The 25,645-nt window shown below is 70.1% G+C and carries 24 protein-coding genes and 1 tRNA gene; 7 read left to right on the plus strand and 18 right to left on the minus strand.

Annotation, left to right across the window (positions count from 1 at the left end; translation table 11 throughout):
• Nucleotides 1–45 precede the first annotated feature (45 nt).
• From OG975_RS17940 to OG975_RS17965, 6 genes are all read right to left on the minus strand, one after another.
• A complete protein-coding gene (locus OG975_RS17940; protein WP_406330287.1) occupies nucleotides 46–1,704 on the minus strand; it encodes an AMP-binding protein in 1,659 nt (552 codons plus the stop codon).
• A 93-nt stretch (nucleotides 1,705–1,797) separates the two neighbouring features.
• Nucleotides 1,798–2,268 (minus strand): DUF3592 domain-containing protein, encoded by a 471-nt coding sequence (locus OG975_RS17945; protein ID WP_406330288.1) that lies wholly within the window; start codon nucleotides 2,266–2,268, stop codon nucleotides 1,798–1,800.
• Between the two features lie 132 nt (nucleotides 2,269–2,400).
• A complete protein-coding gene (locus tag OG975_RS17950; protein WP_406330289.1) occupies nucleotides 2,401–2,826 on the minus strand; it encodes a DUF3592 domain-containing protein in 426 nt (141 codons plus the stop codon).
• A 114-nt stretch (nucleotides 2,827–2,940) separates the two neighbouring features.
• Nucleotides 2,941–3,549: a lytic polysaccharide monooxygenase gene (locus OG975_RS17955; protein ID WP_327428972.1), complete on the minus strand. Its 609-nt coding sequence runs from the start codon at nucleotides 3,547–3,549 to the stop codon at nucleotides 2,941–2,943.
• Between the two features lie 109 nt (nucleotides 3,550–3,658).
• Nucleotides 3,659–4,816, minus strand: coding sequence for an SPFH domain-containing protein (locus OG975_RS17960; RefSeq protein WP_406330290.1), 1,158 nt, complete (start codon nucleotides 4,814–4,816; stop codon nucleotides 3,659–3,661).
• 66 nt (nucleotides 4,817–4,882) lie between these two features.
• Nucleotides 4,883–6,232, minus strand: a complete 1,350-nt coding sequence (locus tag OG975_RS17965) for a peptidoglycan-binding protein (protein WP_406330291.1) — start codon at nucleotides 6,230–6,232, stop codon at nucleotides 4,883–4,885.
• 185 nt (nucleotides 6,233–6,417) lie between these two features.
• Here OG975_RS17965 and OG975_RS17970 point away from each other — a divergent pair.
• From OG975_RS17970 to OG975_RS17980, 3 genes are all read left to right on the plus strand, one after another.
• Nucleotides 6,418–6,491, plus strand: a tRNA-Lys gene (locus OG975_RS17970).
• A gap of 430 nt (nucleotides 6,492–6,921) precedes the next feature.
• Nucleotides 6,922–8,880 carry a glycosyltransferase family 2 protein gene (locus OG975_RS17975; protein WP_406330292.1) on the plus strand — a complete coding sequence of 653 codons (1,959 nt, stop codon included), beginning with the start codon at nucleotides 6,922–6,924 and terminating at the stop codon, nucleotides 8,878–8,880.
• On the plus strand, nucleotides 8,877–10,814 hold the full coding sequence (locus OG975_RS17980) for a galactose oxidase-like domain-containing protein (RefSeq protein ID WP_406330293.1): 1,938 nt from the start codon (nucleotides 8,877–8,879) through the stop codon (nucleotides 10,812–10,814). The genes OG975_RS17975 and OG975_RS17980 overlap by 4 nt, the downstream gene beginning before the upstream one ends.
• A gap of 96 nt (nucleotides 10,815–10,910) precedes the next feature.
• On the opposite strand, the gene OG975_RS17985 is transcribed toward OG975_RS17980, so the two are convergent.
• Nucleotides 10,911–11,930, minus strand: a complete 1,020-nt coding sequence (locus OG975_RS17985) for a glycoside hydrolase family 6 protein (RefSeq protein WP_406330294.1) — start codon at nucleotides 11,928–11,930, stop codon at nucleotides 10,911–10,913.
• Between the two features lie 167 nt (nucleotides 11,931–12,097).
• On the opposite strand from OG975_RS17985, the gene OG975_RS17990 reads away from it, so the two are divergent.
• Entirely contained in the window at nucleotides 12,098–12,865 is a 768-nt protein-coding gene (locus tag OG975_RS17990; protein WP_406330295.1) for a GAF and ANTAR domain-containing protein, read from the plus strand.
• A 319-nt stretch (nucleotides 12,866–13,184) separates the two neighbouring features.
• Here the strand turns inward: OG975_RS17990 and OG975_RS17995 are convergent, their stop codons facing one another.
• From OG975_RS17995 to OG975_RS18035, 9 genes are all read right to left on the minus strand, one after another.
• Nucleotides 13,185–13,859 carry a class F sortase gene (locus tag OG975_RS17995; RefSeq protein WP_330304838.1) on the minus strand — a complete coding sequence of 225 codons (675 nt, stop codon included), beginning with the start codon at nucleotides 13,857–13,859 and terminating at the stop codon, nucleotides 13,185–13,187.
• Nucleotides 13,860–13,869: 10 nt separating this feature from the next.
• Complete coding sequence (locus OG975_RS18000; RefSeq protein WP_406330297.1) at nucleotides 13,870–14,427, minus strand: hypothetical protein; 558 nt, start codon at nucleotides 14,425–14,427, stop codon at nucleotides 13,870–13,872.
• 119 nt (nucleotides 14,428–14,546) lie between these two features.
• A complete protein-coding gene (locus OG975_RS18005; protein ID WP_327428981.1) occupies nucleotides 14,547–15,326 on the minus strand; it encodes an HAD-IIA family hydrolase in 780 nt (259 codons plus the stop codon).
• A 96-nt stretch (nucleotides 15,327–15,422) separates the two neighbouring features.
• Entirely contained in the window at nucleotides 15,423–15,671 is a 249-nt protein-coding gene (locus OG975_RS18010; RefSeq protein WP_406336789.1) for a hypothetical protein, read from the minus strand.
• A complete protein-coding gene (locus tag OG975_RS18015) occupies nucleotides 15,671–16,447 on the minus strand; it encodes an HAD family hydrolase (RefSeq protein WP_406330299.1) in 777 nt (258 codons plus the stop codon). Before OG975_RS18015 ends, OG975_RS18010 begins: the two co-directional genes overlap by 1 nt.
• Nucleotides 16,441–17,565 (minus strand): TIGR03364 family FAD-dependent oxidoreductase, encoded by a 1,125-nt coding sequence (locus OG975_RS18020; RefSeq protein WP_406330300.1) that lies wholly within the window; start codon nucleotides 17,563–17,565, stop codon nucleotides 16,441–16,443. Before OG975_RS18020 ends, OG975_RS18015 begins: the two co-directional genes overlap by 7 nt.
• A 186-nt stretch (nucleotides 17,566–17,751) precedes the next feature.
• Entirely contained in the window at nucleotides 17,752–18,519 is a 768-nt protein-coding gene (locus tag OG975_RS18025) for a GntR family transcriptional regulator (RefSeq protein WP_406330301.1), read from the minus strand.
• A 66-nt stretch (nucleotides 18,520–18,585) separates the two neighbouring features.
• Nucleotides 18,586–19,461, minus strand: a complete 876-nt coding sequence (locus OG975_RS18030) for a hypothetical protein (RefSeq protein ID WP_406330302.1) — start codon at nucleotides 19,459–19,461, stop codon at nucleotides 18,586–18,588.
• Nucleotides 19,462–20,016: 555 nt separating this feature from the next.
• On the minus strand, nucleotides 20,017–21,168 hold the full coding sequence (locus tag OG975_RS18035) for an ROK family protein (protein WP_406336310.1): 1,152 nt from the start codon (nucleotides 21,166–21,168) through the stop codon (nucleotides 20,017–20,019).
• Between the two features lie 152 nt (nucleotides 21,169–21,320).
• On the opposite strand from OG975_RS18035, the gene OG975_RS18040 reads away from it, so the two are divergent.
• The 3 genes from OG975_RS18040 (at nucleotide 21,321) to OG975_RS18050 (ending at nucleotide 23,838) form a co-directional block, all read left to right on the plus strand.
• Entirely contained in the window at nucleotides 21,321–22,418 is a 1,098-nt protein-coding gene (locus tag OG975_RS18040; protein WP_406330303.1) for a Gfo/Idh/MocA family oxidoreductase, read from the plus strand.
• Entirely contained in the window at nucleotides 22,415–22,894 is a 480-nt protein-coding gene (locus OG975_RS18045; RefSeq protein ID WP_406330304.1) for a heme-degrading domain-containing protein, read from the plus strand. The genes OG975_RS18040 and OG975_RS18045 overlap by 4 nt, the downstream gene beginning before the upstream one ends.
• Nucleotides 22,895–22,971: 77 nt before the next feature.
• The gene (locus OG975_RS18050) at nucleotides 22,972–23,838 is read left to right on the plus strand and encodes an LLM class F420-dependent oxidoreductase (protein WP_406330305.1); all 867 of its coding nucleotides are present in this window, start codon (nucleotides 22,972–22,974) and stop codon (nucleotides 23,836–23,838) included.
• An 11-nt stretch (nucleotides 23,839–23,849) separates the two neighbouring features.
• Here the strand turns inward: OG975_RS18050 and OG975_RS18055 are convergent, their stop codons facing one another.
• Nucleotides 23,850–24,707, minus strand: coding sequence for a fumarylacetoacetate hydrolase family protein (locus tag OG975_RS18055; protein ID WP_406330306.1), 858 nt, complete (start codon nucleotides 24,705–24,707; stop codon nucleotides 23,850–23,852).
• A gap of 144 nt (nucleotides 24,708–24,851) precedes the next feature.
• A complete protein-coding gene (locus OG975_RS18060; protein ID WP_406330307.1) occupies nucleotides 24,852–25,616 on the minus strand; it encodes a YidC/Oxa1 family membrane protein insertase in 765 nt (254 codons plus the stop codon).
• Between the last annotated feature and the right edge of the window lie 29 nt (nucleotides 25,617–25,645).

The following is a 25,645-nucleotide window of genomic DNA, read 5'->3' on the forward strand; positions in this document are numbered from 1 at the left end:
CGCCGGACCATACGAGCAGGGGGTGTGGTCGAGGTAGGGCCGGCCCTACCTCGCGAGCAGTTCCTCCCGCCCCCGTGCCCGGTACTCGGCCACCAGGCCCTCGACGTCCGTCGCCTCCAGCCTCCGGTACGCGCACTGCCCCGCCGGGCGCCACCACACCGGATCCGGGCACCGGAAACCCTCTCGCCGCAGCCCCACCCGGTGGATCTTGTTGGTGGCGGTGACGGGCATCCGCTCCACGACCCGTACGAAGCGGGGCGCCATCTTGGTGCCCAAGTCGGGCTGGGAGAGCAGGAATTCGCCGAAGGAGAGTGGATCGAAGGAGAGCCCCGGCCGCAGCGCCACCGCCGCCATCACCTGGTCCCCGGCGACGGGATCCGGCACCGCGTACACCGCCACGGCGGCGGCGTCCCCGTACCGGGCGAGGATGTTCTCGATCATCGCGGCGGCGAGGTTCTCGCTGTCGACGCGCAGCCGGTCGTCGGTGCGGCCCGCGAAGTAGAGGAATCCGTCGCCGTCGCGGTAGAAGAGGTCTCCCGTCCAGTACCAGCCGTCGCGTCGCCGGGCGGCGTCCGCGTCCGGGTTGCGCCAGTAGCCCTCGAAGGGGTTGGCGCCGCGGTTCACCAACTCCCCTATCGCGTCGGCTCCGTTGAGGAGACGTCCGTCGGCGGAGAACACGGCCGGCGGGCATTCGGCGCGGGTCTGCGGGTCGACCACCGCGAGGTCGTCGCCGGGTGCCGCCCGTCCGATCGCCCCGGCCGGGGTGCCGGGCGCCCGCTGGATGGCCGCGCCGCCCTCCGAGGAGCCGTACCCCTCCACCAGGCGCACTCCGAAGCGTTCCTCGAAGGCGGCCGCGTCGACCGCGCCGGCCTCCGTGCCGAAGCCCATCCGCAGCGGGTTGTCGCGGTCGCCGGGGCGGACGGGCGTGGCCAGCAGGTACTGCACGGCACGGCCGACATAGGTGAAGTACGTTGCCCCGCAGACCCGTACGTCGGCGAGGAACCCCGACGCGGAGAACCGCCGACGCAGCGCGACCGCCGCGCCCGCCGCCAGCGCGGGCGCCCAGTCGGCGATCACCGCGTTGCCGTGGAACATCGGCATGCAGATGTAGTGCGTGTCGTCCGGGAGCACCCCGAAGTGGTCGACTAGCGACCGCCCGGCGGCGGCGAGCCTGCCCTGGGTGCAGATCGCGGCCTTGGGGGCGCCGGTCGAGCCTGAGGTGAAGTAGAGGAGGAGGCGGGCGTCGGGGGTCGCCTTGGAGGCGTCCGGCTTCGCGCCCTCGTACGCCCTCACGAGGTCGGCGTACGCGTCCGTGTCGGTCACCAGGACGCGTACGCCCGGGAGTTCGAGACCGTCGAGCAGCGGCAGATGAGCCTGCTCGGTGATCAGGACGCGGCACTCGGTGTGCAGGATGTCGCGGGCCAGTTCGGGGCCGCGCCGGGTCGGATTGATGCCGGCGACGGCCGCACCCGCGAGGGCGGCCGCGCCCAACCACATCGGATATTCAGGGGTGTTGTCGAGCAGCAGCCCGATGTGCGGTGCGGCGCCGGGCGGCAGCAGGTCGGCGAGCAGCGCCGCCCGTGCCGCCGCGCCCGCCGCCACCCGGTGGTGGCTGAGCACCCGGCCCTCGAACCACAGCCCCGGCCGGTGGTCGTCCCACCGTTCCTGGACGAGTTCCGCGACGGTACGCCTCATGGACCCCATGGAGGCGCACCATAATTGACGTACCGTCAGATGAGGAGGGGCGCGGCACCGGCCGTACGGCCCAAGTGGCCCCCGAGGCCGCTCAGAAGCCGCTCAGAAGCCGTCGGGGAACGCGTCGTTCGCCTGGAAGACCTCGTGGAACGTGATCATGAAGCCGACGCAGAAGGCGATGATCACGCCGAAGAACACCAGGAAGCCGATGGTGCCCGCGGCGGCCTTGACCGGGCTCGGCGCGTGCGCGGTGGCCTTCTCGGGGTGCTGGGCCGTGTAGTGCACGGTGACGATGTCGCCCTCGACGATCGTCGAGGGACCGTTCTCCTCCTCGAAGCGGACACTGCGGCCCTCGCGCGTCGCGAACTCGTAGACGTGGTGCAGTGTCGTGCTGACCGAGGTGTCGCCACCGCCGCCGCTGGTCGTCGTGTACGACCGCAGACAGCGCGCCTCGGCGGTCAGCCCGCTGTTCCAGTTGCTCCTGAGCTCCAGCGAGCGGCGGACCACCTTGGCGGCCATCAGAATCGTCACGGCCATGATCAGGCCCGGCACGGCATAGAAGATGAAATCCATCGTGATCCCCCGAGGTTCGTACGACTCCCCTTGCGCCGTCATGGTCATGTCGACGTGCGGGGAACATACCCCCACCTGCCGTGCGGGCGCCTCAAGGGATGCTCAGAACATTCGGACGCGGGGCCGGAGTCCTCAGCCGTACTGGACGATCACCTTGATGAGGATGATGACGCCCGCCCCGAGGAAGACGAGACCGAACGCCGCTCCCGCCATGTCCTTGCCCGGCCGGGGCTCGGACGCGGTGGCCTTCTCGGGCCGGTCCTGGGTGTAGTACACGAGCGTCTGGTCGCCCACGCCCCGGCCCGCCGGGCCGCCCGCCTCCTCGAAGCGGATCGCGCGCCCGTCGGCCGCCGTGAAGTCGTACTCGTGGTATTGGATCCGTCGGGCCACGTTGTTGACCATCTGGGTCCTGGCCCAGGCGCGCGTCACGCGCGCTTCGGCGGTGAGCCCGCTCTCCCAGGCGGCCCGCCGCTCCTGGGTCCTGCGCACGATCGCGTAGCCGGCCCAGATGATCCCGACGATCATCAGCGGGAAGAGTATGTGGAAGACGAAGTCCATGAAGCGCACCCCCGTGCTCTCGGAAGACGGAACCCGCGTGCGCCGCGACCGGAATCGGTCACGACGCACGCGGACCCTACCCGAGCGGGTGTGGGGCCCTGCGCCGGGCGGGGCTCAGAACGTGACGTCCGCGCACGAATAGAACGCGTTCGCCGTGTCGTTGATCGTCCACACGCCGAGGATGATGTGGTGCCCGCTCTTGCCGGTCGGCAGTGTGCCGGTGTGCGAGAACGTGGACGGGGGGCGCGCTCCGTTGTAGGGGACCGTCAGGAACGGGGTGGTCTCCAGGTCCGCGCGGGTCAGCGCGTGGTTCTGGTTCCAGCCGGTCTTGGTGATGAAGTACTTGAAGTCGGTCGTGGCGTGCACGGCGGTGAACTGCCAGCGGAAGCTGTAGCTCTGACCGGCCGTCACCTTGGTCGTCGGCCAGGCCGTGCCCGCGGGGGTCTTGGGCTGGTCGAGCTGGCTGAAGTTGGTGTGGTTCGCGGAACAGATCTGGCCGTCCGCCGGTCCGGCCGCCGGGAAGCCCTTGGGACCCTCGACGCTCTGGGGCTCCCACTGGATGTCACCGCAGTTGGCGACGGTACCGCCGCTGGCGGCGCACATCTTCTGCCGGCTGAGGGGCTGGTCGGTGTAGCCGTGAGCGCTGGCGCCGCCGGTCGAGAGCACGAAGGTGCCCACGGTGGCGAGGCCGAGCGCGGCCGCGTAGAACTTGGCTTTGCGCATCCTGCCGCTCCTGGAGGACGTGGGGGAGGTTCTCGTGAGCTGTGCGCGCGGTGTTCAGGTCTAGACCAAGTCCCAGATTATTGCTGACCCTTGAACATGTCCATACCAATCACGGTGAGCTTTCCCTGCGGCCCGTGTAGAACGCCACCGTCAAGTCCTTCACCAGCGCCTTGCGTTCGTAGTCGTCCAGCTCGACCAGCCCCCGCATGGTCAGCCGCGTCACGGTGTCCTCGACCGAGTCGACGACCGAGGTGAGCACGGAGTCGCGGTGCTGGGCGTCGAGCGCCGCGATCCGGCGGCGCTGCATCACGGCGGCGATCTCGGGCGCGTACTCGATCCGGGTCGGCTGCGCCGAGAACACCTCCAGGCCGACCGGTGCGGTGTCCGCGGCCACCAGGCGGGTCAGCGCCTCGCCGACCGCGTCCGTGTTGCGCAGGGTCACGTCCTTGACGACGGCGGGCGGCACCTCCGCCGGGAGCTGCGAGAGCACCCGCGAGAGCGCCGCCTCCACACACTCGCGCAGATACGCCTCGTGGTCCTCGACCCCGAGCGTGGCACGCGCGGTGTCCTTGACGCGCCAGACGACGAGCACGACCACCCGCAGCGCGACGCCGTTCGCGTCGACCACGGACATCGGCTCGCCGCGCCAGTGCCGCAGCCGTACGTCGACCTGGCGGCGCAGCGCCAGCGGGTTGACCCACATCAGCCCGGTGCGCCGGACCGTGCCACGGTAGCGCCCGAAGAGGCCGAGCACCCAGGCCCGTCCGGTCCGGCCGCGGGCGAGACCGCCGAAGCCGAACAGCCCGAGCGCGCCCGCCCCGGCATACGCGGCCCACTGCGCGGGCCCGAGCCCGGCGCCTGCGTGCCCCGGAAGCTCCAACGCCTCCCTCACGGGAGGCGGTAGCGCGCCCGCCCACCAGGTGGTGAGCACACATCCGGCCACGCCACAGGCCCCGGCCAGCACACCCGCCACTCCGGGCAGCACCCGTGCGGGGTGCTCCACCAGTTCGGGGTCGACCTCCGGTACCGGGCGCGGGGCCCGGCCGGGTGCGGGCCGCCGGATCCGCGGCTGCTCGCCGGTGCCGCGCCGCCGGCCCACGACGGCGGGCGCGAGCGGGACGGCGACCGGCTCGGGGTCGTCGCGGAAGAGCAGGTGGACGGGGATCTCGGTGGTCGCCTCGTTGTGGATGAGCCGTGCGGACCGCGGACCGCCGCCGCCCTCCGGGGCCCCCTCGGACTCCGGGGTGTGTGAAGTCGTCGTACTCATACGTGCCTCCATGCCTCCGCGCGTGGAAGTGTGCTGACCGGCTGGTTCAGGAGCTGACCGGCTGGTTCAGGAGAAGAGCCGCCGCCAGGTCTCGGGCCCCGGGAAACCGTCCGCCGCGCCGCCGCGCCAGCCCTGGGACCGCTGGAACGCCTCGACGTTGCGCCGGTCCGCCTCGCCCCAGAGCGGGCCGGGCCCCGCTGTGTAGTACTTGCCGAACCCCTTCTTGACCAGCTGCTTTCCGAGCCGGGTGACATAGGGGTTGTGCGCGCCCGGCCGGAACATCGCGCGCCCCGGATAGCCGGGCACCCCGTGCGAGGAGGGTTGCGAGGAGGGAGCGGACGGCTGCGGCCCGGGGTATCCGGCCTCGTACGGCACTGGGATGTCCTTTCCCTTGTTTCCCACCAGGTACGACCACGTCTCGGGCCCCGGCAGTCCGTCCGCGTCCGCCCCGGTCCAGCCCTGCGCCCGCTGGAACGCCTGGGTGGCCCGCTGGTCCGCGTCCGACCAGCGCGGCCCCAGGCCCGAGGTGTAGAAGCGGCCCCCTCCCCGCTGCACGAGCAGACTGCCCAGCTGGGTGACGTATGCGTTGTTGGCGCCGTAGCCGAAGTACGCGTACCCCGGGTAGCGGGTGACCTTGGTGTCCGGCGAGGACGCGGCCGCGCCGCTCGCGCCGTCGTCCAGCCCCTTGTAGCGGTACGGCAGATAGCGGTCCGAGTTGCTCCGGTATCCGTATGGGGTGGCCTGTTTCCGGGTGTGCGGGCGGGTCTGCTCGTACGCGAGGTAATAGGTGTGCGTGTAGTCCGTCCAGCCGCCGAAAATGACGACGTGCGAGCCTTTCTCCGGGTCCGCCGGATTGTGGAAGAGAAGAATGTCGCCGGGCTGGAGCTGATCGCGGGAAATCCGCACGCCGTAGGCGCCGAGACTGCCCGTCCATTCGTTTCCCGGCAGGCTCCAGGCCATCGAGACGAAGCCCGAGCAGTCCTGCCGGTAGCCGTCCGACCAGTAGGCGTCCATGCTGTACGGCACCTGCGCGGCGACCCACTCCTTGGCCCGGTTGATGATCTCGGCCCGGGTGGTGGCGGGCGTCCTGGTGACGGTCGACGGTTTCCCGGGTTTCGCCGGCGGCCTGCCCTCGGGGCCGTGCAGCGGGGCCTTGCTGCCTTGCGGGGTGTCGGGCTCGTCACCTGCGGGGATGCCCGGCCGGTCGGGTCCGTGCGCGGCCGCGACCGCCGGCGTCGGCTGGCCGATTCCGAGGACGGTGCCCGCCGCCGCAGCGAGGACGAGGGCCTTGCAGGCGGCCGGATGGCTCACCAGCCCGGTATTCGGGGAATGGGGCATGACACGGCGCCAGTGAACACATCCGGGGCAGTCGCAGTCGCTCGCGGGATCGAATTCCTCGAATACCGGAGTCTCCATGCGATTCCCCTCACACTCCAGGGCAAAATCTCCGCGGTTCCGCACAGTCGTCAGTTTCTCAACTGTCGTCCGGTGTCGCATGTTGACGGTCCGAATGATGTACGGGGCCCCTCCGACCTGGCCCGGAACCCCTCCCCGTGGTCCGGAGCACCCCTCCCGGTCGGGTAGAGTTCTCGGGTCAGCAGGCGCCGCTAGCTCAGTTGGTTAGAGCAGCTGACTCTTAATCAGCGGGTCCGGGGTTCGAGTCCCTGGCGGCGCACCGACCGAAGGGCCTCTCGCAGCAGCGAGGGGCCCTTCGTCATGGGGGCGCGCCGGCCCGCTCCCCCCGCCCGGGCGTCGACCCCACGCTCGTACACGCGTCCCAATTAGCGCGTATGACCGGTTAACACCGCGTTTCGCATCTTGCGATCATGATGAACGGCGTAGAACCCTGGGCTTCAAGGGACTGTCGATACCTGACAGTTGGGGGCATGGCCGGTTGTGATCATGGGGGGTTGGGGGCCCCGATCATGAATCGATGCCGAGGGGGGCATCATGCAACCGGAAGGTCGTCGTTCCATGTCTATACGGTGTGGAAGATGTGGTGACGCTGGCCTGCCAGTGATGCGTCCGGGACGGTCGAGGGGGACCCGAGCGGGCGACAAGGACCGACGAACACGCGCCTGACGGTGCGTGCGGGGGGATGACTCATGACGTCGACGCCGACGGGCGCCCGGCAGAACTTCGACCCGTCCGAGACGACCCAGCTCCGTGTGCCATCGCACCGGACCGGCGGATTCCGCAGGATCAAGAAGAGCCTGCCGAAATACGACTACGAGCACTACAGCCGGCTCGCGGGGCCCCTCACGCAGCCCGACCCGAACAAGCCGTACCGGGTGCAGTACCGCTCACTGCTGTCGCAGGAGCCGCACCGCATAAGGGCCGCGCTCATGCTGGGCGCCGCGCCACTGCTCTCACTGATCCTGCTCGGCTGGCTGCTCCAGCCGGAGCACTGGACCGAACGCGACTATCCCGCCTACGACTTCCTGCCGGCACTCGACATCGTGATGCTGGTGTCGATCGGTCTGATCGAGTTCTTCCGCTGCATGAACGTGCTGTCGAACGCGCACGCCACCCTGGTCGCCCGCGACCCGGTCCCGGTGGTGCCCGAAACCGGCACCAGAGTCGCCTTCCTCACCTCTTTCGTGCCCGGCAAGGAACCCCTCGCCATGGTGACGAAGACCCTGGAGGCGGCCGTCAAGCTGCGCCACCGGGGCCTTCTGCATGTCTGGCTCCTCGACGAGGGCGACGACCCGGAGGTGAAGGAGGTCTGCGCGCGCCTGGGCGTGCACCACTTCTCCCGCAAGGGCGTCGCGAAGTGGAACCAGGCCAAGGGCCCGCACCGCGCGAAGACCAAGCACGGCAACTACAACGCCTGGCTGGAAGCGCACGGCGACGACTACGACTACTTCGCCTCGGTCGACACCGACCACGTACCGCTGCCCAACTACCTGGAGCGGATGCTCGGCTTCTTCCGCGACCCGAACGTCGGCTTCGTCATCGGCCCCCAGGTGTACGGCAATTACGACTCGTTCATCACCAAGGCCGCCGAATCGCAGCAGTTCCTCTTCCACGCCCTGATCCAGCGGGCCGGCAACTTCTACGGCTCCCCGATGTTCGTGGGCACCTCCAACGCCGTACGCATCAAGGCGCTGAAGCAGATCGGCGGTCTGTACGACTCGATCACCGAGGACATGGCGACCGGCTTCGAGATCCACCGCGCGAAGAATCCGGCGACGGGCAAGAAGTGGAGGTCCGTCTACACGCCGGACGTCCTCGCGGTCGGTGAGGGGCCGAACGCCTGGACGGACTTCTTCACGCAGCAGCTGCGCTGGTCCAGAGGTACGTACGAGACGATCCTCAAGCAGTACTGGAAGGGCTTCTTCTCGATGCCTCCGGGCAAGCTCTTCAACTACACGATGATGATCATCTTCTACCCGATGTCGGCCCTCAACTGGATCCTCGCGGCGCTGAGTTGCGCGCTGTTCCTTGGCCTCGGCGCATCGGGCGTGAACATCGACCCGACGGTCTGGCTGATGCTCTACGGCAACGCCTCCGCGCTGCAGATCGGCCTGTACATCTGGAACCGCCGGCACAACGTCTCGCCGCACGAGCCGGAGGGTTCGGGCGGTGTGGCCGGCATGGTGATGTCGGCGCTGTCCGCGCCCATCTACGCCCGGTCCCTGATGGACGCCGTGCTGCGCCGCAAGAGCAAGTTCGTGGTGACCCCCAAGGGCGATTCGGCAAGCCCCGACACACTGTTCGGAACCTTCCGGATCCACCTCTTCTTCATCCTGGTCTTCGCCGGCTCGATCGCGGCCGGCGTCCTCCTCGGGCACTCCCACCCCGCGATGCTCACCTGGGCCTCCTTCGCCCTGCTGATCACCGCGTCGCCGATCTTCGCCTGGCGCTGGACCATGCGCCAGGAACGGAAGAAGCCGCCGGTGCCACCCGAGGAGCCGGTGCACCTGCCCGCACAGTCCTCTGTGCCGCAGCAGGAGCAGCACGCCCCGCATGCCCCGCAGCACAAGCCCAGTTGGGCCGCGGCGCAGGGCGGCGGCGGCAACGACCAGACCATGCAGATTTCCCTTGGGGGACATAACAAATGAAAGACGGTGCCCGTCGCCGCCGTGCCCGCCGCCTCGGGATAACCGGGGTGGTGGTGCTCGCTCTGGCCGGGATGAACGGGCCGTGGCTGTATCGCTTCGGAACGGACAAATACCACCAGTACACGATCAACAAGCCGGAGTACAAAGCCGATAACGGCCACTGGGACATCGTCCAGTTCCCCAAGGAATACCGCCTGAACACCATTCACGCGGCGCTGCTGCACACCGGCAAGATCCTGCTGATCGCGGGCTCGGGCAACAACCAGGACAACTTCGACGCGAAGAAGTTCGACACGCGGATCTGGGACCCGGTCAAGGGCACCATCAAGAAGATCCCGACCCCGGCCGACCTGTTCTGCACGGGCCACACGCAGCTCGCCAACGGCAATCTGCTGATCGCCGGCGGCACCAAGCGGTACGAGACGCTGAAGGGTGACGTCACCAAGGCCGGCGGCCTGATGGTCGTCCACAACGAGAACCCCGACAAGCCGATCACGCTGCCCGCCGGCACCAAGTTCACCGGCAAGAAGAACGGCAAGACGTTCGTCTCCAAGGACCCGGTGCTCGTCCCGCGCGCCAAGAAGGTCTTCGACAAGGCGACCGGCAAGTTCCTGCGCAACGACCCGGGCCTCGGCCGTATCTATGTCGAGGCGCAGAAGAGCGGCCAGAAGCACGAGACGGGCACCCAGGACAACTACCGGGTCCAGGGCCTGACCGGCGCCGACGCCCGCAACACGTACGGCATCGCGCAGAAGCTCGCCCTGGACAAGAAGGACTTCCAGGGGATCCGGGACGCCTACGAGTTCGATCCGGTCGCCGAGAAGTACATCAAGGTCGACCCGATGAACGAGGCCCGCTGGTACCCGACGCTCACCACCCTGTCGGACGGCAAGGTCCTCAGCCTCTCCGGCCTGGACGAGATCGGCCAGCTGGTCCCGGGCAAGAACGAGGTCTTCGACCCGAAGACCAAGAAGTGGACGTACACCAAGGGCATCCGGCAGTTCCCGACCTACCCGGCGATCAGCCTGATGCAGAACGGCGAGATGTTCTACTCGGGTTCGAACGCGGGCTACGGACCGGACGACGTCGGCCGTGACCCCGGCATCTGGGACGTGGCGACCAACAAGTTCACCAAGCTCAAGGGCCTGAGCGACCCGAACATGATGGAGACGTCCGGCACGGTGCTGCTGCCGCCCGCGCAGGACGAGAAGTACATGGTGATCGGCGGTGGCGGGGTCGGCGAGTCCGCGCTGTCCAGCAAGAAGACCCGGCTCATCGACCTCAAGGACAAGAACCCGAAGTTCGTGGACGGGCCCGAACTGGACAAGGGCACCCGCTATCCGCAGTCCTCGATCCTGCCCGACGACAGCGTCCTGGTGTCCGGCGGCTCCGAGGACTACCGCGGGCGCGGCGACTCCAACATCCTCCAGGCGCGGATCTACAACCCCACGTCGAACACCTTCGACCGGGTCGCGGACCCGCTGGTCGGCCGCAACTACCACTCGGGCTCGATCCTGCTGCCCGACGGCCGCGTGATGTTCTTCGGCTCCAACTCGCTCTACGCGGACAAGGCCAACACCAAGCCCGCGACGTTCGAGCAGCGCATCGAGATCTATACGCCGCCGTATCTGTACCGGGATTCGCGGCCGTCGCTTTCGGGCGGGCCGAAGACGGTCGCCCGCGGCGGCTCGGCGACGTTCACCTCTCAGCACGCGTCGTCCATCAAGACGGCTCGGCTTATTCGGCCTAGCGCGTCGACGCATGTCACTGATGTGGATCAGCGGTCTATCGCGCTGGACTTCAAGAAGACGAAGGACGGGATCACGGTGACTGTGCCGAAGAACCGGAATCTCGTGGAGTCCGGTTGGTACATGTTGTTCGTGACTGATGACCAAGGGACGCCTAGTAAGGCGCAGTGGGTCAAGGTGCCGTAGCGCTTCCGCGGGTTCGGTTTTTGGCTGCGGGTTCGTCGTGGCTGGTCGCGCAGTTCCCCGCGCCCCTAAAGAAAGGGGCGCGGGGGTTGCTGCTTGCTATTTGGAAGCCTTGGCGAGCTTCAGCGCATAATCCGCCCACCACTGGCCCGCCTTGGGGCCGCCCTTGCACGTGCCGTCCGACTCTCCTGGGCGCTTGACCCAGAGGTAGGCGTCCACGAGGGGGTCGGCGGTCTTGGTCGTGGGGGACTCGCCCAGGGATCGGCCGGGCGGGTTGCACCAGTTCTCGTCGGCCTTGCCGGCCGTGTAGGGGCCGTTGCCGTTGCGGCTGGTGTCGATGACGAAGTGTTTGTTGCCCACCTTGGCGGACAGCTGCTTGCCGTACGCGATGGAGTCCTGGGTCGAGTAGAAGTTGGAGACGTTGACGGCGAAGCCGTCGGCCTGGTCGATGCCCGCCAGCTGGAGCGGCTGGAAGATCTGGTCGGGATGGCCCCAGCCCGCGTTGCCGGCGTCCAGGTAGACCTTTGTGTTCTTCAGGGACTTGAGCTTGGTGATGGCGCTCTTGAGGAGGAAGTAGCGCTCCTCCTGGTACTCGGCCGGAGTGCACTGGTTGACCAGGTGCAGGATCGCGTCCGGTTCGAGGATCACCGTGGCGGGGCGGTCCTCGATGCCCCGGGCGACCCCGTCGATCCAGGCCCGGTAGGCGTTGCCGTCGGCGGCGCCTCCTTGCGAGAACTGGCCGCAGTCGCGGTGCGGAATGTTGTAGAGGACCAGGATCGCGGCGCGGTCGGCCTTCTCGGCGGCCTCGGTGAAGCCGCGCGCCTCCTGTTCCGGGTTCTCCGGGCCGATCCACTCGCCGGTCGGCTGCTCGGCTATCTTGCGGATCTGCTCGGCGTCGTCGGTCTTGCCCGCCTTCACATAGGTGGCGACCTGCTCGGCCGCGTTCCCGTCCGGGTTGACCCAGAACGGGTCCGAGTTCTTGGGCTGTTGTGTGACCTTGGAACCGGTTCCGTCGCCCTTGTCGCTGTCGCCCCCGGAGGAGAAACACCCCGCGAGCAGCAGTGCCGCCCCCGCCACCGCTACGGACGCCCGTGCCCCGGCCCTCGTGCTGCCGTACATCCAACTCCCCCTTGGGTGCACCGTCCTAAGTCTCAATCCTGACATACGTGTCGCCTCGCCCACGAGATCGCCCGACGCTTGTCGGAGAGCTGTTACAGCCCTGGCCCTCCGGGTAGGCGCGGCTGAACGAGGGGAGGACGGGGGACAACGGAATCGGGGTACGGGACATGCACCACGGCAGCCGGGAAATGCTGCTGGCGTCGGCCCTGCTGGAGGCCTCGGACACGCTGTCCGACGGGTTCGACACCGCGCAGTATCTGCAGCGCCTGTCCGACCACTGCGTGGAGCTCCTGGGCGCGCGGGCCGCCGGGATCATGCTGATCGACGGCGGCGAGGCGGTGTCGCTCGCGGTGAGCAGCCGCCAACAGGACGTCGCCCTCGACCTGTTGGCCGTCCAGCACCGCCACGGTCCCTGCCGCGACAGTTACGGCACGGGGCGGCCCGTGCCACCCGTCTCGATCAGCGTCGCCCATGCCGCGTCCCGCTGGCCCGACTTCACGGAGCGGGCGCTGCGCCACGACATCGCCGCGACCTTCGCGGTCCCGCTGCGCCGCCGCGAGACCCTGCTCGGGGCGCTCAACGTCTTCGTGCCCGCCGTCCCCGAGCACGGCGCACCGCCCGAGGAGGACGGCGGCGTGCTGCTGGCCCAGGTCCTCGCCGACGCGGCGGCCGTCGGCCTGCAGAACCACCGGGTGTACGCGCAATACCGCACCCTGGCTGGCCAGTTGCAGGGCGTCCTCTCCAGCCGCGTACGCATCGAACAGGCGAAGGGCATGCTCGCCGAGCGCTGGGACACGGGGGTCGACCAGGCGTTCCTGGCGCTGCGCCAGTACGCCCGCCGGCACCGGCTGCCGCTGGACGAGGTGGCGACGGCGGTGATCGACGGCTCGGTGGACCCGGACGATCTGAGCGACGGGCCGCCGCGACCCTGGTGAAGACCCCCACCACCTGTGTGGATGACACAGAGCCACCGGCTGTCGACTTGGCGTCAAACAACCCCTAGGCCAAAACGCTCATCCGTTCTACAGTTGCCTCAAATGGCCCCAACCCCCGGCCAGTTGCGCCGTCCGCCCACCCCTCGCGGACGGCTCCCACCTACCTCCCGTGCCGGTCGCCGGGTTACTCCCGCAGCCCGTGCGCGCGCGGTCGAGGACCAGCCCGGTCGGCGGTTTCGGGGGAGCGGGCCGTCGACCGGGCCAGGTACGGATCAGCTCGCTCTCCGCCGACGGATCGTCATCCGCTTGCCGGTACGGCTCACAGTCCGCTTCCCGTGAGGTACGCCGACACGATCACGTTCGCCGTGTAGCTGCGGCTGGCCCGGTCGAACGTGCCGCCGCAGGTGATGAGCCGCAGCTCGGCCCGCCCCGACTGCCTTACGCCGTAGGCCTGTTGGGCGTCGAAGTGGTCGCGTGGGAGTACCTGGACGTCGTCCACGGTGAACTCGGCGACCGTCCCGTCGTCGCGGATCACCCGGACCGTCTCGCCGGGCCGTACCGCGCTGAGCTTGTAGAAGACCGCGGGCCGGGTCTCGGTGTCGACGTGCCCCACGAACAGCGCGGTCCCGGCCGCCCCCGGTTTCGCCCCGCTCGCGTACCAGCCGACGACTCCCGGCTGGTCGAACGGCGGCGGATCGATCGCCCCCTGCGCGTCGAGCCCGCGGGCCACGACGGGCGCCTGCACCCCCATCGACGGGATGTCGATGCGCTGCGGGCGCGCGTTCCCGAGCGGTTTCAGCGCGGGCGGCAGCCGGACCTCCGGCGGCCGTCCGACGGCCGCGATGTCCCCTGTCGTCGGCGCCGATATCCCTTGCCGTACGTCCGTCAGCTCGCGGCCCCACAGCCACAGCCCGAGCAGCAGCACCGCCCAGGCGACACCTGTGAGCAGCCGCCCGGTGCCGGAGGAACGCTCCCGTTCTTCCCGTTCAGACATGGCGGACTCGTCAGTCCCGGCTGTCGCGGCCCCGGCGCGCACTGCGCACCGCCACGGCGACGGCGGCGACGCTCGCGAGGACGAGGCCGATCACCGCCTGCCTGGTGCCGGGCCCGGTCGCCCGGGCGTCGACGGAGGCGAGGTGCGCGGTGCCGCCGCCGCCCGCGTGCACGGGCGCGACCGGCGACGCGGGCACGGAGGCACCCGGACCGCCCTGCTGCCCGACGGTGACCGTGCCCGTGACCCTGGCGTCGCCGCCGTCGCAGCTGACCTTGATGTCGTACGTGCCGGGCGTGAGCGAGGTGGGCACCCGCGTATCGCCGACGAGCGCATCACCGCCCTGGCCCGTGAGCTGCGCGTCCGCGACGAACGCGGCCGACGACGCGGTGCCCGTCCGGCCCGTGCAGCCCGTCGCGCGTACTTGGATGTCGCCGCCGGGGTCGGGGGACGCGGGCGTCACGGAGACGCCGCCCGCCGGGTCGCCCGTGAGTTCGGCCGCGTACGCGACGGGCGTGAACGCGGCCGCGACCACCGCCCCGGCACAGAGAGTGAGTCGCATTGAGCGCATCGTGAACCTCCAGATACCTGGAGACTCCTCCTCGGGGCGGCGGACCGCATCTTCAGAGGGGCGCGACTGCTCCGTACGGGTTCTGAATGGTTTGGACCAGATGCGGTCGCCGTGCTGGACTAAATGCGCTCGACCAGGTCCGCGATCGAGTCCACGATCTTCGACGGCCGGTACGGGTACTGCTCGATCTCGGCGGGCGTGGTCAGGCCGGTGAGCACCAGGAACGTCGTCATCCCGGCCTCCAGGCCGGCCAGCACGTCGGTGTCCATGCGGTCGCCGATCATCGCGCTGGTCTCGGAGTGCGCCCCGATGGCGTTCAGACCGGTCCGCATCATCAGCGGGTTCGGCTTGCCCGCGAAGTACGGCTGCTTGCCGGTCGCCTTGGTGATCAGCGCGGCCACCGCGCCCGTGGCGGGCAGCGGGCCCTCCGTGGACGGGCCGGTCTCGTCGGGGTTGGTGGCGATGAAACGGGCGCCGCCCTTGATCAGCCGGACCGCCTTGGTCATGGCCTCGAAGGAGTACGTGCGGGTCTCGCCGAGGACGACGTAGTCGGGGTCGTGGTCGGTGAGGACGTACCCGATGTCGTGCAGCGCCGTCGTCAGACCCGCCTCGCCGATGACGTACGCCGTTCCGCCCGGGCGCTGGTCCTCCAGGAACTTGGCGGTGGCCAGGGCGGAGGTCCAGATGTTCTCGACCGGCACGTCCAGACCCATGCGCTGGAGCCTGGCGTGCAGGTCGCGGGCGGTGTAGATCGAGTTGTTGGTGAGCACCAGGAACGGCTTCCCGGACTCCCGCAGCTTCTTGATGAAGGCATCGGCGCCGGGGATCGGCACACCCTCGTGGATGAGCACACCGTCCATGTCGGTGAGCCACGATTCGATGGGCTTGCGCTCTGACATGTGCCGGTCTCCTGACGTACGCCGTGCTGTGTGACTCACGCTGGGCTGGGTGACTCACGCCGGGCTGCGGAATCCCAGCCTAGCGATCGTTCTCAGTCAGCTGCCGGTCGCGGTTTTCCAGTCTTCGACGTCACTCTGCAGGTTCTTGTCGATCTCGGTCCAGTCCGGTGCGAAGATCTCCACGCCGTCCATCAGCTTGGTGAGGGCGATGGCGTTCGCGTCGGTGGCCTCGACGTCCTTGCGCGCCATGACCTCGCCCGGCTCGACGGTGAGGTCGAGCGAGTCGAGGACGGTGGTCCCGCCGTACGCGACGGACACCCGGTCGAAGCGAATACCGCCGTCCATCACTCAACTCCCTTGAGGAGAGCGGGCAGTTCGGCGACGGACCTGAGTACGCACATGGCCCCCGCCGCACGCAACGCCGCGTCTCCGTGCGCCCCGGTGAGCACCCCGGCCACCACACCCGCTCCGGCGCGTACGCCGCTGAGCATGTCGTACGAGGTGTCCCCCACGACGGCGACCTGTCGCACACCCTCCGCGGCCCGGGTCCGCAGGAACGCCTCCAGCACCATGTCGGGGTTCGGCCGCCCCCGGCCCCCCGCGTCGGCCGGGCACAGCGTGAGCGGCACCAGCTCCCGCCAGCCCAGGGCATCGAGGATGGCGTCCTGGGTGACCCGGGCGAACCCGGTGGTGAGCACGACCGTCCGCCCGGCCTCCGTGAGCTCCTCGATCGCCTCGCGCGCCCCGGCGATCGGCGCGATCCGCCCTCCGTCGACGAGTTCCCCGTACGCCCTCTCGAAGGCGGAGTTGGCCCGCCGGGCGAGGTCCTCCGCCCCGAACAGCTCCCGGAAGACGGAGATCTTGGACTCGCCCATGGTGGCCCGGACGTACGCCAGCTTCTCGGCGTGATCGGCGGACCCGGGCTCGACGCCCAGCTCCCCGGCGGCCGCGGCGAACGCCTGCTCGACGAGCCCGCCGTCGGCGACGGTGGTGCCGGCCATGTCGAGCACCACGAGTCGTATGTCGTCAGCGACCGATTCCCGTATGCCGTTCGGGGCCGGTTCTCGCGTTTCGTCCGCGGTCGAATCCCGTATGTCGTTCGAGGTCAATTCGGTCACCATCCCAGCTCGTCGGCGGTCGTCTCGGCGAGGGCGGGCGAGCAGGTCATCCCGCGCCCGCCGGGGCCGGTGACCAGCCACACCCCGTCGCGCACCCGCTGCCGGTGCACGACCCGGCTCGGGTCCGTGCACTGCGCGTACACCCCGGCCCAGCGGCGCCGGATCTTCGGCAGCGGCCGCCCGAGGAAGGACTCGACGACCTCGGCGAGGTGGTCGTAGGGGTCTTCGAGGGTGTCGAAGGCGAAGGGGTGCTCGTACTCGTGGGTGTCGCCGATGGTCAGCCCGCCGTCCGCACGCTGCACCATGAGCAGCTGCATCCGGTGCGCGGCGGCGGTCGCGGACTGCGGTCGGCGCGCGTCGAGTTCGTCGAGGGCGGGGCTTCGGTACGCGGGGTAGTAGCGGAAGCTGTCCGCGTCGGCGACGGACGTCGTGAGCGGCTCGCCCAGCGGATCGGTCTGCATCATCTGCAGCCGTACGCGCCGCACGGGCAGCCCGGGCCCCGCCAGCTCCCGTACCAGACCGCCGAGCCAGGCCCCCGTGCACAGCACGACCGCGTCCCCGCCGTGCACCTCCCCGTGATCGTCGCGAACCGCTCGCTCACCGACGACATCACGGACCTCGCGCCCCGGCAGAAAGGTGTAGTTCGGCGACCTCAACAGATGTTCCCGCAGGGCGAGTTGGGCGGTGCGCGGCTCGACGGCCGCGTCGCGCTCGCAGTACAGGGCGGCGTCGAACGCTCCCCGCAGTGCCGGGTTCACCGCACGCGCTTCGTCGGCCGTGAGCAGCTTGTAGCCACGGGCCGCGGCGTCCGGACGGGCCAAGGCGGCCTCGGCGACGGCGAGTTCGAGGTCATTGCGCACGGGTGTCAGCGACCCGTTGGCCCGGAACCCGAGCCCGGGCACGCGCGCCCCGATCGCTTCCCACAACTCCCGTGCCCGCAGGGCGGTTTCGAGCTCCTCTCCTCCGGCGCGACCACTCACCCAGATCTGTCCGAAGTTGCGCAGCGAGGCCCCGCGGGCCTCCGCCTCACGCTCGATCTGTACGACCTCATGGCCGCGCTCCACCGCATGCCAGGCATGCAGGGTGCCCACCACACCTGCTCCGACGACTATCACTCTCACGACGGCAACGCTCCTCGGGACGGGGGAATCGAAAGGGTCCGGCCAGCAACCAGATGGTGAACCGCTCATCACGTTTGGGCTAGACCCGTTACCTGTTGGTTATAAAAGAGGGGCGAGCCGAAGCCCGCCCGCCGTCAACCACTGTCAGCCTTGAACCCGCTGTCAGCCTTGGACTTGAACCCGCTGTCAACCTTGAAGGTGAGCGGTGAACGAGAAGCGATCCCCCCGGTACAGCGTCCGCACCCGCTCCAGCGGCAGCCCTTCCGTGTCCCGCGAGACCCGGTGGATCAGCAGCATCGGCAACGCGGGCGGCGTACCGATGAGCAACGCCTCGCGCGGGGTGGCCAGCACGGTCTCGATCCGCTCGTCCGCGTCGCCGAACACGATGCCGAGCCGGTCGTGGAGGTAGGCGTAGAAGGAGGAGTCGGGGTCGAAGTCGCGGTCGAGGCCGGGCACGCGGGCCACGGCGACATAGGTGCTCTCCAGTCCGACCCGCTCGTCGTCCGCGAGCAGGACACGCTCCATGTGCCAGACGGGTTCGCCGCGCGTGAGCCCGGCCTCGGCGGCGAGGGCCTCGGGGCAGGGGAAGCGGTCGAGCGAGATGAGCGTACGACCGGGGGTGCGCCCCTGCCGCCGTACGCCCTCGGTGTAGCTGGCGAGGGAGAGCGGCTGCTCCAGCTTCGGCCCGGCGACGACCGTCCCGCGCCCCTGCCGCCGCAGCTTCCCCTCCAGCAGCAGCTCCCGCAACGCCTGCCGCACGGTCTCGCGGGCGACTTCGCACTTCTCGGCGAGATCACGCTCGGTGGGCAGGAGCCCCCCTTCGCCCAACTCCTCGATCAGCAGGGCGATGTGCGCCTTGACCGCGTAGTACTTCGGGATACGGCCGTGCTCCGGGATGCCGGAGCGGACGGGGGCGCCGGGGGCCTGGTCGTTCGGGTAGTCCGGGTAGTTCACGGTGGGATCGTCGCAGATGGGATTGTCTCCGCGAGTTCCAGGTGCCGGGGTGCCGGGGTGCCGGGGTCAGCGGCGACGAAGGCGTGCCCGGCGGGTTACGGCGAGCAGGGTGGTTCCCAGGACGAACAGCACGAGGCCGGCCGCCACGCCGAGCTCGTGCGGTGCGCCCGGTCCGGTCTGGGCGAGCTCGTCGGCGGACGGTGCCGCCCCGTCGCGTACGCCGCTGTCGTCACCGCCACTGGCATCGCCATCGCCATCGCCACCGGTGCCGTCAAGACCCTCGCCGCCACCGTCGCTGTTCTCGGAGTTCCCGTCGCTCCCGTCGCCCTCGTCGCCCTCGTCCTCGCCCTCCTCCTCTCCTTCGATACGGAACCGGTAGTCGTTCGACTCCCCCACCCAGTCGCCGTCGTCGTTGTGGCGCTGCACGACCGCCGCGTTGGCGACGACGTCGTTCGGTGCGGTCGCGTCGGAGGTCACGGAGAGGCGCACCTTCACGGTGAGCGTCCGCCCGGGTCCCACGGTGAACCCCGGGAACCCGTCGTCGAACGCCCCCACGTTCTCGGCCTCGTCACTCGTCTCGAACTTCACCGGATGCGACCGCTCCCCCTCATAGAACTCCAGCCGCGCCTGCCCCGGCCGCAGCGCCCGCTTCCCGTCCACGAGCACGACGATCGGGTGAATGCCGCCGCAGGTGTGCGCCGTGGTGTTGCTGAGGTCGATGTACCAGGTCTGGTAGTCACCACCGACGTCATAGGTGGCCGGCCCCCCGTGGATCCGGGTCTTGATGGGGAAGTCCCGGGTGTCGGGGGCGGCGCAGGTGGGGCGGGGGGTCGCGGGGACGAGCGGGTGAGCGTGGGTGGGGGCGGCGACGGTCAGGAGGAGGGGAAGGGTGAGCGGGAGGAGGAGGGGGAGGCGGAAGCGGAGGGACTTGCGCAGTCGCATGGGAGGCCTTCGGCCGATCGAGAGCGGCAGGAATCGGGATCGGAAACATCAGGCAGAAACAGCGGGCGGAAACAGCAGGGAATCAGCAGGGGAATCAGCAGACGGAAACATCACTCGCTACCGGGCAACGGCCCCCGTGACCCTGCCACGCCCCCACACCCCGCCCCGTCCGCCACGCCCGGCACCGGCCCCGTTCCCCTCCGAAAGTCCCCCACCTGGCGGCCCGGCACGGCGGTGGCTGGGGGTGGGGTTTTCGCCCCCGCCGCCCCTACCCGCCCCATCCCGTTCCTGGGGGCTGCGCCCCCAGACCCCCTGGGTTGTTAGTCGGCTGCGGGCCGGTGGGGGCTGGTCGCGCAGTTCCCCGCGCCCCTAACGGCTCGGGGCTGCGCCCCGTCGCCCCCGGCCCGCCCCCGGTCTTTTGTCTTTTAGGGGCGCGGGGAACTGCGCGAGCAACCCCCACCGTCCGGCAGACGACACACAACCCAGGGGGTCTGGGGGCGCAGCCTCCAGGAACGGGATGGGACGGGTAGGGGCGGCGGGGGCGAAAGAACCCCCTTACCCCTCCCCCCGCCCAAACACCGGCGCCAACAACAACTGAGCCGCCCCCTCCGCAACCCCCCGCGCCCCACCGGAGGCAACCCGCACCGGAACCCCCGCCCCGACCCCCTCCCGCCGAGCCCGCTCCCCCAACACCGCCCGCACACCCCCCACAAACGCCTCCGGATGACCCGCAACCGTCCGCCCACCCAGCAACACAAGATCAATGTCCAACAGCCCCACCAGATTCGCCGCACCAACCCCCATCACCCGCGCGGCCTCATCCACATCCCCCCGCCCCACCGCCTCCAGACACAACACCTCGATGCACCCCCGGTCCCCACACCCACACACCGGCCCCCCCAACTGAATGACCTGATGCCCGAACTCCCCCGCCCCCGTACGGGCCCCCCGATGCACACCCCCACCAATCACGAGCCCAGCCCCCAGCCCCGTACCCAAATGCAGATAGGCGAAGGACCCGGCGGCCTCGGCACCACTCCCGCCCCCCAAGGCAATCCCCAACGCCGCCGCATTGGTGTCCTTGTCCACCACCACCGGCACCCCCAACCGCCCCACCAGCACATCCCGCAACGGAAACCCGTCCCACTCCGGAAACCCGGTGACCCGGTGCAAAACCCCCCGCGCATGATCGAGAGGCCCGGGCAGCGCCACCCCCACCCCCAACACGGACACCCCCGCGATCAGGGCCTCCACCTCCCCGGCCGCCCCCTCGACCACCGCATCGGCCCCGGCCCCCAGCCCCAACGAAGCCCGCCGCTCAGCCACCACGGCCCCCGTGAGATCGCAGAGCACCACCGTCAGCTCGTCCCGGTCGAGATGCAGCCCCACCGCATGACCGGCCTCGGGCACCAGCCGCAGCACCGTACGAGGCTTGCCACCGGTGGACGCCCGGCGTCCCGCCTCCACGGCCAGCCCCTCCGCCCGCAGCCGCGCGGTGATCTTGCTGACGGCCTGCGGGGTCAGCCCGGTCCGCTCGGCGAGTTCGAGCCGGCTGATCCCGGCCGGCCCGGCCGTGCGCAGCAGATCGAGCACGAGCGCGGCGTTGTGACTCCGCAGATTCAGCAGATTCACCCCCGCCTCCCCGCCCCGGCCGCCACGCACCCCCGGTACATCCGCCACTCCAGGCGCATCCGCTACCCCAGACATGTCCACCACCCCAGGCACGTCCGCCAACCCAGGCACCTCCGGCCCCCGCACCGCTCCCGGCACCCCCACGCCCGACTCCCCATCACTCCTGTTCACGCCACCATTGTCCCCCGCGCTTGCACTTTGGCAACAGCGTTGCGAAAGTAGAGACCATGACAGGCATGACTGGTACTCCCCTCCGTGTGGGCCTCGTCGGCTACGGCCTCGCGGGCTCCGTCTTCCACGCCCCGCTGATCGCCGCGACCGAGGGGCTGACCCTCGACACGGTCGTCACGTCCAACCCGGAGCGGCAGGAGCAGGCGCGCGCCGAGTTCGGCGCCGGCCTCCGGTTCGCCGCCACGCCCGACGAGCTGTGGGCGCGCGCCGACGAGCTGGACCTGATCGTCATCGCGTCCCCGAACAAGACCCACGTCCCGATCGCCACGGCCGCACTCAAGGCGGGCCTCCCGGTCGTCGTCGACAAGCCCCTCGCCGGTACGGCGGCGGAGGCCCGCGAGCTGGCCGCCCTGGCCGACGAACGCGGCCTCCTGCTCTCCGTCTTCCAGAACCGCCGCTGGGACAACGACTTCCTGACCGTCCGCAAGCTGCTCGCCGAGGGCGAGTTGGGCGACGTCCAGCGCTTCGACTCCCGCTTCGAGCGCTGGCGCCCGCAGCCCAAGGGCGGCTGGCGCGAGTCCGGCGACCCGGCAGAGATCGGAGGTCTCCTCTACGACCTCGGCAGCCATGTCGTAGACCAGGCCCTCGTCCTCTTCGGCCCCGCGACCTCGGTGTACGCCGAGTCGGACATCCGCCGCCCGGGCGCGCAGACCGACGACGACACGTTCATCGCGATCACACACGCGAACGGGGTGCGCTCCCACCTCTACGTCTCCGCGACGACCGCCCAACTCGGCCCGCGCTTCCGCGTCCTGGGCTCGCAGGCCGGTTATGTGAAGTACGGCCTCGACCCGCAGGAGGCGGACCTCCGCGAGGGCAAGCGGCCCGGCACGGACGCCGGCTCGGACGCCGAGTGGGGTGTCGAGCCCGAGTCCCTGTGGGGCCGCGTCGGCTCCGGAGAGTCCCCGCTGACCGGCGGCGGCCGACCCGAACCCACGCTCCCCGGCGCGTACCCCGCGTACTACGCGGCCGTCGCCGCCGCCCTCCGCGACGGAGCCCCCAACCCGGTCACCGCGCACGAGGCCGCGGCCGCCCTCGACGTCCTGGAGGCGGCCCGCCGCTCCGCCCGCGAGGGAGTGGTGGTGTCCCTGTGAACGCACCGGAGATCCCCGAACTCGAGGAGCAGGAGCGTCGCTTGACGCTCCCCCACTTCACGTACGACGACGCCTGGACCCTCGGCACACGCCTCGTCGAGATGGCCAGGGACCGTCACGCCCCCGTCGCCATCGACATCCGCCGCGGCGGCCAGCAGCTCTTCCACGCGGCGCTGCCCGGCTCGACCCCGGACAACGACGCCTGGATCGACCGCAAGCGCCGCGTCGTCGAGCGCTACGGCTGCTCGTCACTCCTGGCCGGCTCCCGCTTCCGCGCCAAGGGCACGACGTTCGAGGAGTCCTCGCGTCTCGACCCCGACGTGTACGCGGCACACGGCGGCTCGTTCCCGATCAACGTCGAGGACGTCGGCGTGATCGGCACGGTCACGGTCTCCGGCCTGCCTCAGCTCCAGGACCACCGCCTCGTGGTGGAGGCGCTGGAGCAGTTCCTGGCCGAACAGCACCGGCGGGATTAACTCGAGGAACCCTCCGGTTGGGACCGTCGTACGAGACAGCGATCATGGAACGACACCCACCCGGAGGGAACGGAACGATGACAACCGCCCTGAAGGAAACAGCCGGCCGCTACGGCATCTGGAGCGTCGGACTCCGCTCGGAGGACCCCGCCAAGCGCGCCGAAATCGCCGAGGCCGCCGCCGAGCTGGAGCAGCTCGGCTACGGCGCCGTCTGGCTGGGCGGCAGCAGCGCCGCCCACCACGCCGTACCCCTACTGGAAGCCACCTCGCGCCTCACGGTCGGCACCAGCATCCAGAGCATCTGGCAGTACGGCGCCGAGGCGAGCGCGGCGGGCTTCGCCGAGGTGGATGCGGCCCACCCCGGCCGCTTCGTGCTCGGCCTCGGGGTGAGCCACGCCAAGCTCGCGGACCAGTACCGCCGCCCGTACTCGGCCCTGGTTGCCTACCTCGACGCGCTGGACGCGGCCGGGGTCCCCGCGGAGCGCCGGGTCCTGGCGGCCCTCGGTCCGAAGACGCTGCAACTCTCCGCCGACCGGGCGGCGGGCGCGATCCCCTACCTGGTCACGCCCGAGCACACCGCCCAGGCCCGCGCGATCCTGGGCGAGGCCCCGCTGCTGGCCCCCGAGTTCAAGGTCGTCCCGGAGACCGACCCGACCCGTGCCCGCGCCCTGGCCCGCGAGGCCCTCGCCATGTACCTCTCCCTCCCCAACTACACGAACAGCTTCCTGCGCCTCGGCTTCACCGAGGACGACCTGGCCGACGGCGGCAGCGACCGCCTGATCGACGCGCTGTACGCATGGGGCGACGAGGACCGGATCCGCGACCGCATCAACGCCTTCCACGAGGCGGGTGCGGACCATGTGGCGATCCAGGTGGTGGACGGCGGCCCCAGGGACGGATTGCAGCGGGAGGCATGGCGCAGGCTGGCCGACCTCCTGATCTGAAGTCGGGGGGCTCAGGCGTCCTTGAACTGCTGGCGCTGACGCCCGAGCCCCTCAATCTCCAGCTCCACCACGTCACCCGCCCGAAGGAACGGCTTCGGCTCAGGCTGCCCCAGAGCAACCCCCGCCGGCGTACCCGTGTTGATGACATCGCCCGGGTACAAGGTCATGAACTGGCTGACGTAGCGCACCACTTCCGCCACCGGAAAGATCTGCTCGGCCGTCGTCCCGTCCTGCTTCAGCTCACCGTTCACCCAGAGCTTCAGCGCGAGATTCTGCGGGTCCGCCACCTCGTCCGCGGTCACCAGCCACGGCCCCAGCGGATTGAACGTCTCGCAGTTCTTCCCCTTGTCCCACGTCCCCCCGCGCTCGATCTGGAACTCGCGCTCGGAGACGTCGTGCGCCACCGCGTACCCGGCGACATGCGCGAGCGCCTCCTCGTGGGACTCCAGATAGCGGGCCGTACGGCCGATGACGACCGCCAGCTCCACCTCCCAGTCGGTCTTCACCGAGCCGCGCGGCACGAGCACGGTGTCGTTCGGGCCGATCACCGTGTCCGCGGCCTTGAAGAAGATCACCGGCTCGGCGGGCGGCTCGGCGCCGGTCTCGCGGGCGTGGTCGTGGTAGTTCAGCCCGATGCACACGACCTTGCCGATGCGCGCGAGCGGCGGCCCGACGCGCAGCCCGGTCGCGTCCAGCGCGGGCAGCTCACCGGCCTCGGCGGCGGAACGGATCCGGCCGAGCGCCGCGTCGTCGGCGAGCAGCGCCCCGTCGATGTCCGGGACGATGCCCGAAAGATCCCGGAGGGTCCCCTCGGCGTCGAGCAGCGCGGGCCGCTCCGACCCAGCCGTACCGACTCGCAGCAGCTTCATGATCACAATCTCCCTCGATCGCGGGCGGTCGACCGATGGGTGCAGCCATCGGAGGACTGGTCGATCCTCCAATTTCGGCGTCCAGTCCGCAATACCCCGTTCACGGACTGGACCGTAACCAACGGCCGGGGTCAGGCGCCGAGGTCAGACGAGGGCCGCCGTCGCGGGCCCCGCGCCGGGCATGTCCCGGTACAGCACCGCCCGCTCCACCGCACTCCATGTCGTACTCGTCACCACGTACAGCGCGGCTGCCAGCGGCACCACCGCCACGGTGAAAAGCGTGAAGAAGGACATGAACGGCATGAGCTTGTTGACCGAGGCGAGCCCGGGCACCTGCTCACCGTCAGCCACGGCCACCGGAGCGCTCGTCGCCATCATCCGCTTCGTACGCCGGTAGTTGAAGGCAGCGACGGCCGCGACGACCGCGAAGAGGGCGAGGTAGACGAGGCCCTGCGCCCCGAAGACCCCGCCGTCGCCGAGCGCGTCCGCCCACCGGCCGCCGAGCGGTGCGGCGAACAGCTTGTGCCCGAGCAGGGCGTTGGCCTCGCCGCCGATCGTCGAGCTGGAGAACAGGTGGTAGAGGAGAAAGAAGGCCGGCATCTGGAACAGGCTGGGCAGACATCCGGACAGCGGCGACACCTTCTCCTCCGCGTGCAGCTCCATCAGCGCCTTCTGGAACTTCTCACGGTCCTTGCCGTGCTTCTTGCGCAGCTCCGCGATCTGCGGCTGGAGCGCCGCCCGGGCACGCTGTCCGCGCGCCGAGGCCCGCGACAGAGGATGCACGAGCAGCCGTACGAGCGCGGTGAACAGGACGATCGCGGCAGCCGCCGCCGAGGTGTGGAACAAGGGCTGTAGCAGATCGGCGAGCTGCTCGACCAGGCTCGCGAAAGCGGACATGAACGTGGACATGGGTGAGCCCTCCGGGGGTCTCGTCGTGC

This window comes from Streptomyces sp. NBC_00203 (assembly GCF_045206325.1).
Lineage (GTDB): Bacteria > Actinomycetota > Actinomycetes > Streptomycetales > Streptomycetaceae > Streptomyces > Streptomyces lutosisoli.

Excerpts from the sequence above, each read along its gene's own strand:
- OG975_RS17940 (WP_406330287.1), bottom strand. The coding sequence starts at position 1,704 with ATGGGGTCCATGAGGCGTACCGTCGCGGAACTCGTCCAGGAACGGTGG.
- OG975_RS17945 (WP_406330288.1), bottom strand. The coding sequence starts at position 2,268 with ATGGATTTCATCTTCTATGCCGTGCCGGGCCTGATCATGGCCGTGACG.
- OG975_RS17950 (WP_406330289.1), bottom strand. The coding sequence starts at position 2,826 with ATGGACTTCGTCTTCCACATACTCTTCCCGCTGATGATCGTCGGGATC.
- OG975_RS17955 (WP_327428972.1), bottom strand. The coding sequence starts at position 3,549 with ATGCGCAAAGCCAAGTTCTACGCGGCCGCGCTCGGCCTCGCCACCGTG.
- OG975_RS17960 (WP_406330290.1), bottom strand. The coding sequence starts at position 4,816 with ATGAGTACGACGACTTCACACACCCCGGAGTCCGAGGGGGCCCCGGAG.
- OG975_RS17965 (WP_406330291.1), bottom strand. The coding sequence starts at position 6,232 with ATGGAGACTCCGGTATTCGAGGAATTCGATCCCGCGAGCGACTGCGAC.
- OG975_RS17975 (WP_406330292.1), top strand. The coding sequence starts at position 6,922 with ATGACGTCGACGCCGACGGGCGCCCGGCAGAACTTCGACCCGTCCGAG.
- OG975_RS17980 (WP_406330293.1), top strand. The coding sequence starts at position 8,877 with ATGAAAGACGGTGCCCGTCGCCGCCGTGCCCGCCGCCTCGGGATAACC.
- OG975_RS17985 (WP_406330294.1), bottom strand. The coding sequence starts at position 11,930 with ATGTACGGCAGCACGAGGGCCGGGGCACGGGCGTCCGTAGCGGTGGCG.
- OG975_RS17990 (WP_406330295.1), top strand. The coding sequence starts at position 12,098 with ATGCACCACGGCAGCCGGGAAATGCTGCTGGCGTCGGCCCTGCTGGAG.
- OG975_RS17995 (WP_330304838.1), bottom strand. The coding sequence starts at position 13,859 with ATGTCTGAACGGGAAGAACGGGAGCGTTCCTCCGGCACCGGGCGGCTG.
- OG975_RS18000 (WP_406330297.1), bottom strand. The coding sequence starts at position 14,427 with ATGCGCTCAATGCGACTCACTCTCTGTGCCGGGGCGGTGGTCGCGGCC.
- OG975_RS18005 (WP_327428981.1), bottom strand. The coding sequence starts at position 15,326 with ATGTCAGAGCGCAAGCCCATCGAATCGTGGCTCACCGACATGGACGGT.
- OG975_RS18010 (WP_406336789.1), bottom strand. The coding sequence starts at position 15,671 with ATGGACGGCGGTATTCGCTTCGACCGGGTGTCCGTCGCGTACGGCGGG.
- OG975_RS18015 (WP_406330299.1), bottom strand. The coding sequence starts at position 16,447 with ATGGTGACCGAATTGACCTCGAACGACATACGGGATTCGACCGCGGAC.
- OG975_RS18030 (WP_406330302.1), bottom strand. The coding sequence starts at position 19,461 with ATGCGACTGCGCAAGTCCCTCCGCTTCCGCCTCCCCCTCCTCCTCCCG.
- OG975_RS18035 (WP_406336310.1), bottom strand. The coding sequence starts at position 21,168 with ATGTCTGGGGTAGCGGATGCGCCTGGAGTGGCGGATGTACCGGGGGTG.
- OG975_RS18040 (WP_406330303.1), top strand. The coding sequence starts at position 21,321 with ATGACAGGCATGACTGGTACTCCCCTCCGTGTGGGCCTCGTCGGCTAC.
- OG975_RS18050 (WP_406330305.1), top strand. The coding sequence starts at position 22,972 with ATGACAACCGCCCTGAAGGAAACAGCCGGCCGCTACGGCATCTGGAGC.
- OG975_RS18055 (WP_406330306.1), bottom strand. The coding sequence starts at position 24,707 with ATGAAGCTGCTGCGAGTCGGTACGGCTGGGTCGGAGCGGCCCGCGCTG.
- OG975_RS18060 (WP_406330307.1), bottom strand. The coding sequence starts at position 25,616 with ATGTCCACGTTCATGTCCGCTTTCGCGAGCCTGGTCGAGCAGCTCGCC.